Annotated in this window: 8 protein-coding genes; 2 read left to right on the top strand and 6 right to left on the bottom strand. The window is 55.3% G+C overall.

Features of this window, described 5'->3' with window-relative positions; genetic code table 11:
* Window positions 1-7 precede the first annotated feature (7 nt).
* From ABD971_RS14575 to ABD971_RS14600, 6 genes are all read right to left on the bottom strand, one after another.
* Entirely contained in the window at window positions 8-1,030 is a 1,023-nt protein-coding gene (locus ABD971_RS14575; RefSeq protein ID WP_339945148.1) for a DUF1559 family PulG-like putative transporter, read from the bottom strand.
* 534 nt (window positions 1,031-1,564) lie between these two features.
* Entirely contained in the window at window positions 1,565-1,741 is a 177-nt protein-coding gene (locus ABD971_RS14580; RefSeq protein ID WP_345323184.1) for a hypothetical protein, read from the bottom strand.
* Between the two features lie 149 nt (window positions 1,742-1,890).
* The gene (locus ABD971_RS14585) at window positions 1,891-3,066 is read right to left on the bottom strand and encodes a DUF1559 family PulG-like putative transporter (protein WP_339945144.1); all 1,176 of its coding nucleotides are present in this window, start codon (window positions 3,064-3,066) and stop codon (window positions 1,891-1,893) included.
* Between the two features lie 278 nt (window positions 3,067-3,344).
* Window positions 3,345-5,423 (bottom strand): DUF1583 domain-containing protein, encoded by a 2,079-nt coding sequence (locus ABD971_RS14590; protein WP_345323186.1) that lies wholly within the window; start codon window positions 5,421-5,423, stop codon window positions 3,345-3,347.
* The gene (locus ABD971_RS14595) at window positions 5,423-8,863 is read right to left on the bottom strand and encodes a DUF1583 domain-containing protein (RefSeq protein ID WP_345323188.1); all 3,441 of its coding nucleotides are present in this window, start codon (window positions 8,861-8,863) and stop codon (window positions 5,423-5,425) included. Before ABD971_RS14595 ends, ABD971_RS14590 begins: the two co-directional genes overlap by 1 nt.
* A 6-nt stretch (window positions 8,864-8,869) precedes the next feature.
* On the bottom strand, window positions 8,870-12,280 hold the full coding sequence (locus ABD971_RS14600) for a DUF1583 domain-containing protein (protein ID WP_345323190.1): 3,411 nt from the start codon (window positions 12,278-12,280) through the stop codon (window positions 8,870-8,872).
* A 305-nt stretch (window positions 12,281-12,585) separates the two neighbouring features.
* Between ABD971_RS14600 and ABD971_RS14605 the strand changes: the two genes are divergently transcribed.
* Window positions 12,586-13,314, top strand: a complete 729-nt coding sequence (locus tag ABD971_RS14605; protein WP_345323192.1) for an RNA polymerase sigma factor — start codon at window positions 12,586-12,588, stop codon at window positions 13,312-13,314.
* Window positions 13,315-13,386: 72 nt separating this feature from the next.
* A complete protein-coding gene (locus ABD971_RS14610) occupies window positions 13,387-15,978 on the top strand; it encodes a DUF1549 and DUF1553 domain-containing protein (protein WP_345323194.1) in 2,592 nt (863 codons plus the stop codon).
* Window positions 15,979-16,003 lie beyond the last annotated feature (25 nt).

Raw genomic sequence — 16,003 nt, forward strand, 5'->3', positions numbered from 1 at the left:
TGGTTTTCTACTCGAGCTCAACAACTTCACCGTCGTCGCTAACGCTCAGGCGACGGAATAGTTCGCCGTCGACCGAGTCGCCGATGAACCGCGTCGACCCGTCAGCCAGGCAGAAATTGGTGCCGCCGGGGTGAGACGAACCGAAGAACGGATGCCATTGTCCCCACACGACGCCGCCTTTGTCAGTCACGGTGGTCCAAGACGAACCTTCCTTGTGCGTGGCTTTCTGGTCGCTGATCGGCGTGATTCCGTAGCGAGTTCCGTCCGCCAATAGCCCCGCACCAAAGCGAACGACGTCCTCGTCCCAACCGGCGTTGTTCCATCGCTCGTTGTCGCCCCCCTCGCTGCCGAACGAATCACGATGTAGCGCTTTCTCGCCGATCATGATCGTGTTAGAGGAACCATCGCGGATCTGTTCAATACGAATCTTGCCCCGATCGGTTTGCATGATCACGCCATCGAGTCCGCTGCTGGCCTTGTCACGAACGCTGCCTGGGCCGCGAGTGCCCGCGTTGCCGGCGTAGTCCACACGGTAAAAATTACCGCTGCCATACGATGTCGAATTTCGACGTGAAGGACAGGTGTAAATCGGCGAAGTCGCCTGCGCCACGACGTCCTCTTTACTGTTGTAACCCGCGTCGCCGACATCAGGGTCTTCTGATTGGCTGGCCAATTGATACACATTGTCCTGTTCGATGTAGGCCAGAATCGAGTAGGACCAACTCCAACCGGCATGGGTCTGCGATCGGCAACAATCCTCTAACGGATCAGGAACGCGATGGTCCCCGTCACGTCCACCGCCAGGCAGATGCCCTCGCGTGTCCTGAAAATTATGACACGCCAAACCAATTTGCCGCAGTTTGTTTTGACACTGCATCCGTCGCGCCGCTTCACGAGCGGCCTGCACTGCGGGCAACAGCAAACCCACCAACACACCGATGATCGCAATGACCACCAACAGCTCTACCAGCGTGAATCCATTCCTGCGAATTGCATACGATTGACGCAATCGACTGATCTCCCAATTCATTCTTTGTCCTTCGTTCTCGATGTAGATGTTCTGAAAAACGCAACCATTGCATGGTCGTCATGCGGTCGACGACCCAGTGGCGAGAACTTAGAACACCCGCATGAAGAGCCCTTGAAGGAATGTTTAAGAATCGTGAAGCGACTGCGGGCAGAGGAGGGGTGCCGGCCGCAAGGTGCCGTCACGTGCCGTTGGGCGAGGGCTAACGTGATCACGAACTGCGTTGGATTGCCAAACTGAACGAAGCAATCTTTCGGGGGTGCACTTTGCACCCATCGTGTGGCCGCCAGAAGAGATGGGGGGCGGGTTGTTACACAATTTGTAGCGGAAGAGGTCAAGACGTTTTGTTCGCTTGACTTATTGCCCAACGAAACTCTTGACGGCATGTTGTTTTAGTTAGCCGCTTGGCCCCTAGCCCCGGTTTCGTCAGCACAGAACCGGGGCTATTGTTCAAAACGGCTAAAACAAGAGCGGTGTCATCGGGTGCGGGCGAGCGTTGTCGACCGCACGGATAAACAAGACGTCATGCCGCAAAGGCTACGGCTCCATTGACGCTTCCGATTCCGCTTGCAACTTCGCCTCGTTGGCTTCGTATTCAGCAATGGCCGCGGCATCCGCATCCTCGGTAACATTGACTGGTTGGGGGTCAGCACAACCGAGCGACAGCGAGATGGATCCGAGCATCAAAAGTGTGAGCAAGAAGTGGCGATTCAATTTAGATTTCCTCTTTGTTTGGAATGTAAGTGCATGTCGTTACAGCCGAACGGCCGTTGATACCGTCCCGGCAATCAAGACAAGATGATGTCCAGCGTCGCACCACGCAGCGGATTGATCGTGGTGCGACTCTCAAGATGGACTACGATTTAGAACTCAGCGTCAATGACTTCTTTGTTGGCACGGGTACCAAGTGAGCCCCACAGTCCATAAGGACTTTGGGATCCCGGAGCCTGAGCACCGGTACCATTTTTCCAAACCATCCCTGCGGTCGAGTTGCCCGCTTCGATCGAATCCGTGATGAATTTCACGCCTCCATCTCCCATCAACACATGGCTGCCACCTTGGTGTTGGCTCGATGTGCTGCCGATCACATTCAAGTCGTCGCCATTGTGTCGTGAACAGATTTCGGAGTTCGGTGGCAGAATGGTGGTGAATCCGGTGAAGATCGTTTTGGCATCGGCCCAACGATAACCACGTGCCCGTGTTTCCCGACTGGCCTTCGTCCAGTAGCGTGGGCGAGCCGTTTCGATCTTGACCGCACAAGCCTTAGGATTGTCACGAATTGTTTTCATCGTGGCGTTGTTATTGCCGGCACTAAAACTAGGTAGTACCGAGCGGATGTCCTTGTCGCCCAAATAGGTCGCGATTTCGCCCGCCGCGATTGTGTTGGACAATCCATCGAGAACATCGCGGAATCGACCTTTATCGAACGGCTTAAAGAAACCACGATGTGCAGCGCGAGCAGTCGAAGCACGCGATCGAGGCCCGTCGATCTTACGCTTGTTGGCCCACGGTCCGTACGCGGTTTCATCACAAGAGTCACCGATACAAGCCGCATAGTTCGAACGGCCTAGCGAAGGTAGACCACGACCGGGGTCACTGGGACAGCGAAATCCGGGAATGTCGGTTGCCCAAGGCGAGTAGTTGATATTTTGGGGGGTTGGCCCCATTGCGTTCCAAGTTCCGCCAACGGTGCTGGGATTGGAAATCTGCTCCCACAACGCTTGCTGTTCAATGAACGGCAGAATGCCTACTAACATGCTAAGTTGGCGGTTGTTCACGTCTGCTGAACTTCGCCACCAATCGATCCCAGGATCGGGGGCCACGGTGCCGGTGCCATGCGTTGGCATCTGCTTGTAGGCGGAATGGTAATTGTGGATAGCGAGCCCAATTTGCTTGAAATTGTTGCTGCAGCTCATTCGCCGCGCTGCTTCGCGAGCCGCCTGCACTGCGGGTAATAAAAGTCCGACTAAGACTCCGATGATCGCGATAACGACCAAAAGTTCAACGAGCGTGAATCCACGACGTGATCTACGTTCCATAACGTTCACCTGCCATTTGAAGAGGAAGAGAAGAAAGATAAGGCTGATACCCCCATTATACCGGCAGGCAAGCCCCCGTCATTAATGCATTGCGTCACGCCGTTAATGATATGCGACGTCAGGTTTGCCGCCATTGCATCGAATCAGCATCACAAATCCATCGCATTTTTCGCTTTTTTGGGATCGTACGCTGCTGCGGCGCGGCTCGATTTAGACGCCGCGGTCTGCCTCGCGTCACCTTAAACGCGACACGTTTGCCAAGCAGAAAACCGGTTCGTTCAATCCTGCGAACGGAGTGACGGATCCTTCGAGCAAAGTGGCTCGGTGACGAAATCAGCGGGAAGGGTTTCAGGCCAGTCGCCGGTCATTACAACGTTTCGAACCCGCGATACCACGGTGCGTGCGGCTCGGTAGAGTCCGAATTGGGGGGCAACGTCAAGATCGTCAGGACGTTGATAAATCAGTTCATCATTGAGCGTGATATGACACTTGCCACCAGAGCGTTTAACGGTGACAGCATTCCATTGTTTTTCCTTCAGCGGCAACGGTCGGGGGCCGCGTCGGTTCAATGGTTCGATCGCTGCGTTGTCGCTTTGCAATCCAGTCCACTCGGTTTCGCCGCTGGTGATCCAGCGAACTCGGACGCCGCCCGACTCCAGCAGAAACGCGAGTCTGCCGATCGCAGGATGCACGATCGTCGCATCGCCGTCGTACATAAACTCGTAACTGATCGATTCGCCATCGAGCAGCGGCCGTTGGTATTGCAGCAGTCCTGGCTTGCCGGCGGCCGCTTCATCCTCGAGCTTTGCTGCGTGAAGCTCACCCGAGTGCAACTGCCAATCAAAACCGGATGCCGTCTCCGTTTCCGTTTCACCCGCAGCTCGAAACGGGGGCTGCGTCTCTGCAAAAAAGCCCGACTGCCAACCTCGAAGCTGGTCGCCATACGTCAGCTCCACTTCGCGCGGAATGACAGGCGTTCCATGAATTTGAATGTTTCGGAACACAGGCCGCTTGGTGCCCGAGCTTCTCAACCCAACCCATGGACTTGATCCAACCGCTGCATCATCGAACCAAACAGGATGAAAATTGGACTCAAATTTGGCCCCGTCATCGGACGCATGAATCGACACATGATTAAATACGGGCTGCACGTCGTAGCGAGCGAAGGGCGAAGGCCGAATCATTGGGTGATCCGAGTCGGCGTCCCAAATTTGCAGCGTGTCCTTGCGGCCGAGTGCTTGGAATTGCAAACCACCATAGACCAATCCGCCATCGGTGCCGATCGCGCCGCCTTCCTGCGTCTCACAAACAAATTCAAATTCGCCAACAAGCGGAAAGCGAAACAACAGCACATCGGTCGTCCCACCGGCGAGATGCAAGAGATGGCGTTCGTGCGAGAGCCATACCCCGCTGGGTTGCCCCCGCTGAATATCGGTCGCCGATCGCACCGTCGCGGGAACCCAATACTTCAGCCGGTTCTCTAACAATACATCGGGGCTCGATTGCCCGCGGTAAACTTGCACTGCGGTGGCATGTGCGATTCTCAGGAACGGCCGCAACGCGATCGCATCGGCTTGACCGCCACGGTCCACCAAGTTGTTTAACAAGGCTTCGGCGAACGGTTGCAGTTCTGGGTGCAACAATGCGGCCGAGGCAATCGCTGCTTGCCGCATCGCGTGCGGCGACAAATCACCGGCTGCCGCCGGATCGTCAGCGACCAGCGATTGCAAATAGCCTTTGACACGATCGAGGTCGCCGCGGCTGCCCGCGACGTAAGCGAGCATCAGCAATTCAGTCGCGCCGGCGACGTTGGCTGTTTCCAGTTCTTCGAGCGTCGATCGCAATCGAGCCAATCGGCCCACCTCATCGGCCGCTTGCACGAGCATCCAACCACTGCAAAAGAAGCCTCGAACTGGTCCCACCGATGCGACTGCAAATGTTGAATCGAGAGGCCGTTGGCCCAACGCTCGCGCAAACACCCTCGGCGGTGCGTCGGTTGGCCCGGGAACCGCCAATAGTCGGACGTGCTTCCGATCCCCCGAAGGCAGCGTCCACTTTTCCAGCCGATCGAATTGTTCATCGGCACTAAGTTGAGCGAGTGAGCGGTTCACGCCCGCCGCAGCCGAAGGCAAACTGCTGTAGGCGAAGTCACGGAATGCGAGTGGCTGATCCGCAATCTCTCCAAACGACTCAAGAGCTTGATCAAGATCACGCTCGGTGAGTTGCTGCAGAATCGTTGTCGAATCCGCGGGGACGGTTTGAGCATCGACAGTCGTCGGTGACCAGACCGTGATGATCCCGGTCACAAAAACGATCGGCAACAGTCGGGTGGCAAATGGGGGTAGCTTGATGATCATCATTGGAACAGCCCGCGAACGGATTCGAATAATCGGGTGGGAAGCGATTTGGTAGGGGGTGTAGGGGGTGTAGTGGGCGTGGGGGAGCGTGGCTTGATCGCGCTCGGAGCGGAGTTTGCGATGGGGGCAACGGAAAGCCGCGTTAGCTGCTGGGCCTTCACATCAAGCGACTTGACCAACATTTGCGACTGGCGATCCGAGCCCCCCGTATGCAGCATCATGCGAACACCGAACGGGATCAGTGGCAGATCGGGTGCACTCGTCGACCCGATCAAATACTCTTGCTTCTTGGACTCAACCCCTGCATAGAAATAGACTTTCTTTCCGCGCCGCAGCAGCCTTAGATAGTCAGGCGATGAAATCCCCAAACTTCCTAATCGGTTGTAGCTGTATCCCTGAGCGTTGCGGGTGCGGGATTGCCCTTGACTGACGATCGCATCACGCGGCGATTTGGTCAGCATGGCGTTAAACTGCATGCGATCCTCATCCGATGTCTCCACTTGCAAATAAATTTGCGTGTAGTCGCCCTCCTTGGGGACCGCAAGCTCATTCGGCTCGAAGGCAAACGTCATGTCGAAGTCGCCGTGGATTACGTGTTTCAGCGAGATCCCGGCACTGGTCCAATGATCCGTGCCCACAGAATCGACCAGGATGCCACCTGTGGAAAGATTCCAATCGTGTAAGTTACCCCACGTATAGAAATCGTTTTCGTCCGGCGGCGTGGTACGAAAGTCGCAGTGAAACGAGTCAGGAAGTTGCTCACGCTGCTCGTTGAACTTCGCCAACATCGCATCAGCCGACTCGGTCGCCAAACCGCTTAATCGCTCGGCGCGAATTTCGATCTTGGTAAACCGGGCGTGTGAATACCCTCCGGCGTCTTGGATTTGCACCCCGAATTGAATCCCGAGTTCCTGCAGATCGTCGGCGGTGAAATCATTCTCGCCAAGCAGCTGAAATTGGCTCGAATCGTTTTCGGCGTGCAGGTAGTAGATTTTGTTTCCGCGGCGACAGATTCGAATGCGACCTGCGGTCGCTTCCGTCGGATAACGTCCGAAGTAGTGTCGACGGTCCTCTCCGTTGATCGTTTGCATCTTCATGCATTGGACCGAGAATTTGCCGTCGCGGCCCATCGTGCACTGCACTGCGGCGACGTCACGATCCTCGTTATTTGCTCGCACATACATTTGAATGCTTGCGACTTTCCCGGGGTCGGCCTTGTATTCGAATTGGTCATAGGACAACACGACATCAAAATCGCCGCCAACATCAACCGCCGCGCCAAGCAGCGTTCCACTATATCCTTGTTGTCCGTCCCGCACTAATCGCACACCATCATCGGATGATTGAACATCGGCACTGGCGTTGCCGGTAACCACGGTGAACTTGCGATCGAGGATCGATTGCGAGTTAATCTCTTGCACGAATAGCTCGGGCAATTCTTCGGCGGTCCGATCAAGTTCTGCGTTGGCATAAACGGCGAGATTTTGTGCGTCGAGCCCCGGCATCTGCTTTGGCCAGTCCCCAGTCCAGCGTGGGTTTCGCACACGCAAATCCGATTGATCTGCGTAATGAAACAATCCAAACTTCCGCTGTAAACGATCCGATTCCAGGATCGTTTCGTAGACGAGTTCGCCGTTTAGCAGCAAGCGCAGCTGGTTCCCAATGACTTCGACCTGCATCTTGTTCCAGGCATTTGCGAGTAAAGATAACGTTGGCTGATCGCCGGATACCTCGCTCGCATTGTCACTTCGCAACGAGGAACGTTCGTGGCGTCCGTCGGTCAATTGGTGCAGCCTAACGCCTTCGCCGCTGATTAAGTAGCAGTTACGGCCCACCGCGGGATGGGCGGTCGTTTCCCCGGGGGTGTACCAGAATTCGTATTCAATCGAGCCATCTTCGATCATCGGACGGCTATAGACCAGCAACCGCTCGGCACTGCTTCCCGGCGGAAGCTCCGTTGCGCGAGCATCGGTAATCTCCGTTGCAGCGTTGCCGGGTTGCAGCGTTTCGACACTTCCCTTCCAATCGGTTAATCGATGGGATGCCGCCGTTGTGGTACTGAAGTAGTCATACCATTCGGTTAACTCGGGCGATGTCACTAACGGAATGGTTTCGGGGATCGTGGGCGTTCCTGTAATTCTCAGATCATCCAAGCCACCATGTGTATTGTAGGAACTGCGAATGGCGACCCAGGGATCACGTAGCGGTGGCAGCGGTTGGACGTGAATCTGGCGGGCGTTGAAGAAAGAAGTTGCCTCGGTTTCGCGAACCGTTGTACGAACGTGAATCGATCCGCGACTATGAATGTCCTGCATCGGAGGATCGACGGGGAAGCGTTTCAATTCGCCGGAAATATTTCCGATCGCATAGTGACGATGATCGTAGATCAGCCCGGTCCATTGTCCGGCAATCATCAATTGCGTGTCACGATAACCGAATCCAGTGACATCGGTTTCAATGTCAAAACTACCTTGCAGCGGGGACGCGAAAAACAGAAAGTCGTCGCTGTGGCTCGACACCTTTCTCGCGGCCCCCGGAGTGAGGTGCCAGCGGGCTGCGGGGTAACCATTACCATGCTCCGGCGCTGAACTGCGGCTGACGCGGTGCCACTGAGTCGTGTCGAGCTTGCCTGAATTCAAACCGCTCGCAGGTCGTACGGTTTCGGTTCTCTGCGATTGCTCGACCAATTTGGCAAAAACGGCCTCAAGATGACGATGCCATGCAGATCGATGAAGGTCTTTGATGTAATGCTGAATCACCATTTGAACGGGATCGATGACGATCGCACTTAATTCAGGTGACCGGCCCGCTTGATCGGCACACAACAAAACCGCTTGCCGCGACTCGTTTAGCAAATCGGTATCCGAGAGCACCAGCGAGAAGAGTTTTTCCAACAAGTCGCCGGCCGACGCGATGTCACCTTCCTCGATCGCCAGCAACGCGAGTAGCGCCGTTTGACCGCACTGGTTACGAGGCGAATCAACGCTGCACTGAGTGATCGCTGCGCGAGTCGCATCGATTTCATTAAGCTCGTTGGCCAGACGTAGCCACAGGATTGCGGGCGAGACGATTTGCCCGCCCGATTGTGTTGTCGATGTCGCTGCACCAGAGTGTTCTGGTGAAACATAATCGCTTGTGACGCGGAACCCCGCGTGACGATCGTTGGGCAGAACCCAATCGCTCAGAAGTTCAAATGCATTCCGCTGTGGCAAGCTGAGTGCTCGATTACAAATCAGGATCCCGCTTTCGGGAATGTGTTGATCTGCAAACAGCGCATCCAGCGCGTGGCCATCCGTTTTTCGCGGTGACGTTCCCGCGGTGGGTTCTGCAGCTTGCGAGTGTGATGTCGTGACGAACCCCATCAGGATAAGAAACAACACGATCGTTGCCTGTCGCGAACGATCGCAGTGAATATCGATAGCGGTGCAATTGCGATTCATAGCATGTCAAGGTTGCGTCGGCGAAAATTGCAAGTAATTGAAGATCGATCGAAGCGGTGTGGGCGTGCCGTGAATTCGCAACTGTTCCCACGATGCAGCCGCCCTCCGCTGCTCGCGTCCGGCATTAACCCAAAGGGAGACGGAGGTGGCGTTCAGACCGTGTTTCAACGGATAGCTTGCGACGATTTTTGTTTCCGCCGCATCCTCTTCGGAATACATGAAATAGAGCACGCGATCATGTTGCACGATGCGGTATTTGTCGGGCATTTTGACAGGGATCGAGTGCATCACACGGTAGACCGTCACTCCCCCAGGCGAACGAGCGACAATCCGAGGACGAAGCATGAATTTTCCGTCCGATCGATGTCGAAGAATGATCGTGGCTTCGTTGATAGACAACTCGTCGGAATCCAGTTCGATGGACTGTGCATTTTCGAGTGCGATCTGTAACACGATTTCACTGGAGGCTTCTCCCGGATAACCGCAATCGAGCTGCATGATTCGAAAGTCGACTTCGACATCAAACTCGGGTTCAAGCGAGATTTCCTTCAGCAGCCCACAACGCTTCAGAAATGCATCACCTTGCACCGTGACCGTCGCACCTCGAGCGTCCGTGGCGACGTCTGCAATCGTTGCGGTGGCTTGCAAAACGCCAGCATCGGAAAGTGATTGCTTGGTGAAATCAACGGTTTCCGTCGCCATTGTTTTTCGATGTGAGTTCAGCATCGACAGCGTTTTTGCTTGGTCGGGTACCGTCATCAAATCAATCTTGTCGGCTCGGATTTCAAGCTTGGTCCAGTTGACACTCATGTCCAAGCCTTTGCCGACGTCCGTGATCAATTGCAGTCCTTGGGTCCCAATTTTGCCTGGCGGGATTGTCGTCGATGAGACAATGCGAAAAACGGACGAATCACCCGCTGCGTGTAGCCCATAGACTGTATTCCCGCGACGCAGGATGCGAAGTCTGCCGGACGTCGATTCATCCACGACATTAGCGCCGCCCGTCCAAACCACCTGGCCGCCCGCGTTCGTTTCTTTATGGCCAAACCCCAAATAATGATGTCCATGCATCCGGTCGCGGCGACGATTGATGGCACAACGGTCAAAGGTTGGATTATCCAGTCGCACCGCAATCCCGATTCCGCAATGCCAGGTCGGTGTTCCGGATGAGATCTTGAGGTCCTTGTAGTCGGCAATCACATCAAAATCACCTTCAATGATCCCGCAGACGTTCATCGTTCGGACACCAGCCTCGGAAGAGTGAACCATTTGCACACCATCGATCAGCTCGGTCACAAATGACGTGTCCCCTTCGAAATCAAACAAGTTTGCGGGAATTCCGTCACGAAAGTAGTGGACGAGCTGGGCTGGCAACGCTGCCGCTTCCTGATTCAACCGGTTGACTTCACTGGACGCCATCGGTTGCTGCTTTAAATCCGGCAGGGTCTGGGGCCAGTCGCCAGTTAGTCGTAGGTTCCGCACGACAGCACGAGTTTGATCCCGATAACGGAACATTCCAAATTTCCGGGACTCTGTCGTCGAAAGTTCCCATCGCCCGACTTGACTGCCATTGAGCGTCAGCGTCACTCGGTTCTCGCGGATTTGCAGTTCCGCCGAGTTCCACCCCGGCTTCAATTCAGGCCCCCCCAACGACGCCGGCCGCTGCATATCGAGCTCGGATACGTTATCCGGCCTCAAATGGGATCGATCAAATCTGCCATCAGTTAATTCGTGCAATCGAACGCCGCTCGTGGTGATCAAGAACACGGTTCGTCCCAGCGCCGGATGCACTCCGATGCCCTCGGGATGGTATTGGAACTCGTAGGCAATGTTGGCATCCCAGCAAAGAGGGCGGACATAACGAATCAAGTCTTCATGGTAGCTATCACGCACACCGCTTGCAGGATTGCTGATCAGTTCAATGGATTGATCGTTGCCGATATTCGTCTTCCATTCACCCAGCCCATCACCGAGATCCGGATCGTAATAGCTGGCCCAACCGCTAAGCGATGGATCGGCCAGCATATCGATGGACTTGGGCACCTGTGGTTTGCCAGTCAGATGCAAATTGTGGATCTCGGACGCGGTGCCTCGCCAACTTCGCAGCACCACCCACGGTGTCGCTGAACGCTTCTCGTCCGTCTGAAGAACCCTACGTCCATTAAAAAAGTGATCTACGTTGCCGCCTCCAACCACCGCTCGTAAGTGGCTGGCCGATTCAATCTCTTCGAGTTTCGCATCAAGAGCGATCTCGCGGTTGCCTTTGGACATCGCAGCGACGGCCACGTGGGTTCCTCCGTGGATCGGTAATACTGCAGTTCCTTGAACCATCAATTCGGTGAACGCGCCAGGGCGAGTGCTAACTTCAGCATCGACTTCGAAATCTCCGACAAGCGGCCCGCGGTAAGCCAAGCAATCAATTTCATGTCCCGAGATTTTTCGTGCTCCATCCGCTCCGATGTGAAATCGGGTAAGTGGGCGAGCTGCCGCATGCGACGCAGCATCGGAACGGCTAAAAACATCGTACAGCGATGTTGCAGACGCGACGGCAAGCGACGATGGTTTCTGCTCCGCCAGCAGCTCGGCTTCGGCACAACGTCCTTTCAGCAGCCGCAAGTAATCATTGATCACATCCAGTTCCAGTTCCGAACTGTATCCACTCAAATCCGCATAGACTCCGAACAATTCCTGCGTGACCAGGTGCGAAGTCAGCGGGTTTGCCGCAGCGGACCAAAGCATCAGTAAGTCCGGCCACCGTTCGCTTGCCGATGCAGCGTTTTGCGAGCCACGTTGCCAACCGAAACGGTCTTCCAGCCGTCCCGCAACCGCAGCGACGTCGCCTAATTCAATTTCGATCATGCATAGCAGGGTCGCCTGCACCGCAGCTTGTTTCGGTGACGTAGGTTTAAAAAATTCAATTTGCCGCTGTAAGTCATCTAATTGACCGAGCTGCGATGCCGAATGGACCAAATCACGGGCTGGGGAAAGCAACCAATCCGATTCCGGGCAAGCGTTCAAATCGGCCAAGCTGTCGCTGGCGGTCTCGTGTTGCCCTAGTCGTGTCGATGACCGCCGGAACGCACCACGCAGCCGGAATCCGTGTCCATGACCGGGCAACACCCAGCGAGAGAGTGCTTCAAAACGCTGGGGAAGCGGCAATTCCCGTGTCTGTTGGCAAACGGTCACCGCGTTTTGCTGCAGTAGCGGCTCACCCAAAAGATGGCAAAGCACGACGGCGTCACTCGATGAATCGTTGTCCGCCCTCTGATCGATTCCCGAATCGGCGGCCAAGGCCGGGATCACGCCGAGTGCGAATAACAGGATTGCCGCCACCAAGCCCAAAATGCCAACACGACGACGCTGGAGTCGCGTGTCTCGCCCTTTCTGGATGATGATTACCGCGGCTGAATAACGCATCGTCGTAGGCTTTTTCCTATACTGAAGCGTGCACATGGGTGTTCGGACGCGTTTCCATTGTTGCAGAACAACCGAACGCGTTGGGTTACCGTGACAATAAAAAGTCAACTCATTCGCACTGCTCTATAGAAGAGTCGCATGGACGCCAATTTTCACGCGTAAAAATTTGCGAACGGACAGGATTTCTCGCGGTTTGAAACAATTTGGGACAATTTCGAGTTTTCGTCCGCGTGATTGTTTGTTCTCGAGCGACTAACACCTCACACACGGTACGATTGCGTGGTTGATGACCACGATTCGCGAGGGTGATTTTGGACAACGCTGAATTTATTGACGGATTGCGAAGGCAAGACCCTGTCGCTGCGAGGCACTTGAATGAGTGTTTCGTGCCGTCGGTCTGGCGGTTCGTGTACGCTCGCGTTGACCGTGACACGCACCTTGCCGAAGACATCGTAGCCGAATCGGTGTTGGCACTTGTAGCCGCCGCCGCTAGCGAAACCAAAATCGATCATCCGGCCGCCTGGATGCGAACGGTCGCGCTGCGACGCATTCAAGATCATTTTCGCGCCGCAGCACGCGTACAGCACTTAATCGAACAAGCTCAACAGCAAGCGCAAATCATCGATGAACAAGATCCCGCAGCAAAGCATGACCAAAAATTAAAACGCCAAAACGTGCGTCAGGCGATGGACGATCTTCCCGAGACCTATCGTCTGGCACTGGAATGGAAGTACGTCGATCAAGCCAGCGTGAAATTGATCGCGAAACGACTTGGTGCGACGGAGAAGAGTGCAGAATCGGTGCTTTATCGAGCACGTCAAGCACTTCGAAATCAATTGAACAAACACGACGTTGATCGCTCGCAATCCGACGCGGCACCGATGCCACAAAAACCGATGCCACAAAACACGGACGGATCGCCAGCAAAAGGTGCATCGGCCAACCCGACAAAGCAAGCCAACGGGGAATCGGAATCGTCCCTGCAAAAGGGCCGACCTCCCGTTTTTACACCGCGGCTCGCACGCGAATCCTAAGGCGGATTGTTCAGTCGCCAACAGCAAACCACAGCGGATCCAGTCGCGACTCCGAAGAAGTGCGTATTCATTATGACTCACGACCCAACATCGAGCCAATTGCCTGACGACCTAGGTCAGATCGACGGCGACAACCTGTCAGCCGATGACGATAGCGGTTTCGCCGTGATGTTGTCAGACGCTTTCGATGCGCCTCCGGTGCCAAAAACTTTGGTTCAACGTCTAGATGAGGGAATTGCGGCACAGTGGGGCGAGTCACCTGAGCTGGCATCCTCGCGACTCGGCGGCGCCGTCGCCGCGGCTCGCAGCGGGACGAATTGGCTTCGTACGTGGCCGCTTGCTGCGGCAGTGGCCGCAGCTTTCATGATCGCGTTTGTGCTGAGCCCGGGTTCGAACAATCATGCGTGGGCAGCGGTCGTTGATGCGATCAAGCGGCAGGGTTTGATGCAGATCGAGGCAGCGGATGGCCTGCGGTGGCTCGACCTTTCCAATCTGGTCGTCGGCCGCCAAACCGAGTCAAAAACTCAATGGGTGGATCTTCGCAAACGTGCAGCACTGACGCGTTTGGCCGACTCAGATACCCTGTTTCGATCATCGATCGAGATTGACGCGGACGATTCAGCCGCAGATTTATTGCTCGCTGCGTTCCTACTCGATCGCCCCTTATCCTCCGAAACGCTCGCTCAGTTCCGCGGCATCACGGTGATCGAGCAAAAATGGAACGAGCGGACAGTCGACGGTCGAGACATTATCGACCTGCACGTCCGATTCAAAACGGCGTCGGATCAAGCGATTTCCCTTTCGCTTCAATTAGACCCGGAAACCAATTTGCCACTCGCGGTTCAATCCGGAAATGGTGATAAAACACAGCTCACTTCGCTGGCGTATCCGGATCAGTCGTTGCCGGAGCTGCAATCGAGTCATTTTCCAAACGACTTGACGATCGTGGATACGTCGACGGAGCCAGTAGACTCAATTAGCTCGTCGGATGACGTTTCCACGGACCACCAGGCCGAAAGCAAACCACGCGCCGCCGACTCAAAACCGCAGAACGCGTTTGTCGACACGCTGCCGATTGGACCAGCCAAAAAATGGTTGCCTGTCGCCGTGGTTCCCTCGACGGATGCGGAAGTGCGCACGCGAATCAACACGATCCTCGATGAATTATGGCAGCAAGAAGAGGTTCGTCCCGTCGACATGGCGACCGACCTCGTCTTGCTGCGACGCGCCTACTTGGACCTTGCTGGCCGTACGCCGACGGTGACCGAGGTACGACGGTTTCTGCAGGATCAAGGTGCCGATCGGTACGAGCGATTGGTCGATCAACTGTTGAGCAGTCCTGACCATGCGTCCCAATTGGCTGCGGTGTGGCGATCGTTTTTGATCCCCGAGGGAGTCGATTTGGACGCGTTTGGTGGACGCGAAGCCTTTGAAAAGTGGTTGTCCGATCGCTTTGCCGCGCGTGAGCCTTACGATCAAATCGTTCGCAAACTGTTGTTGGCCGAAGGACGGTTGTCGCAGTCCGGGCCGCTCTTGTTTTACTCGGCTCTGAAATTGGACGCCGATCAATTAGCCGCACGTACGTCTCGGGTGTTTTTAGGGATGCGATTGGAGTGTGCCCAGTGCCATGATCACCCTTTCGAACCGTGGACTCAGGAAGATTTTTGGAGCTACGCGGCCTTTTTTGCCCAGATCTCGCGTCCCAAGGGAGAACTGGAAAATGTATCGAGCGTGATGCGGGTCAGCGATGTCGATCGGGGCGACGTGATGCTGCCTGAGACGGAAACGATCGTGCCACCGCGATTCTTGGGGCAACCGTTGCCGCCCATCAATGGAACATCAACCGCAGCGTCGGGAGACAATACCGCGACGGAATCGGCGCGTCGGCAAAGGTTGGCTGCTTGGTTGACCGGACCGAAAAACCCGTACTTCGCACGTGCCACGGTCAACCGCGTTTGGGCACAGTTGCTAGGACGTGGAATCGTCGACCCCGTGGACGACTTTGGTGTAAACAATCCGCCCGTGTCGCCGGAGCTACTTGATACGTTGGCGAGTCAGTTTATTGATGATGGTTTTGACTTGCAAAGTCTGATTCGTTCCATCGTTCTGTCCGACGCATACCGACTTTCCTCGGGTTCACAGACGACAGCGAATTCCGACGACGACGCCAGCGAAAAACGGCTAGAACTGTTTGCCCAGATGAACGTCAAGACGTTGACCGCAGAACAGCTTTACGATTGTATCTCAGTCGCAACCATGTTGGGTCAAGACAATGCCCCGGCCGCTCAATACACATTGGCGCGCTTTGGCAACAGTCAGCGAGACACGTTCCTGCAGCAATTCGCCACTCCGACAGCCAATCGTGCTGAGTATTTGGCCGGAATTCCGCAAGCATTGATGTTGATGAACGGGTCATTGATTTCAGGAGCGACCAGCGAACAGACCAGCGGTTTGATTCGTTCACTTGAGGCACCCTTCTTTACCAATTCGCAGCGGATCGATGTGCTGTTTATGGCAACGTTGTCACGCCCGGCGACTGAAAAAGAGCGTGATTTGCTGTCCCGATTTATCGCTGAGGACGCATCGCCGTCGGAGCGGTCGGCGGGACTGGCCGACGTGCTGTGGGCGCTGATCAACAGTGCCGAATTTACGCTCAATCACTGATCCTTTGACTTTACTTATCACAAAT

The sequence above is a fragment of the Novipirellula rosea genome (assembly GCF_039541335.1).
GTDB classification, from domain to species: Bacteria; Planctomycetota; Planctomycetia; order Pirellulales; family Pirellulaceae; genus Novipirellula; species Novipirellula rosea.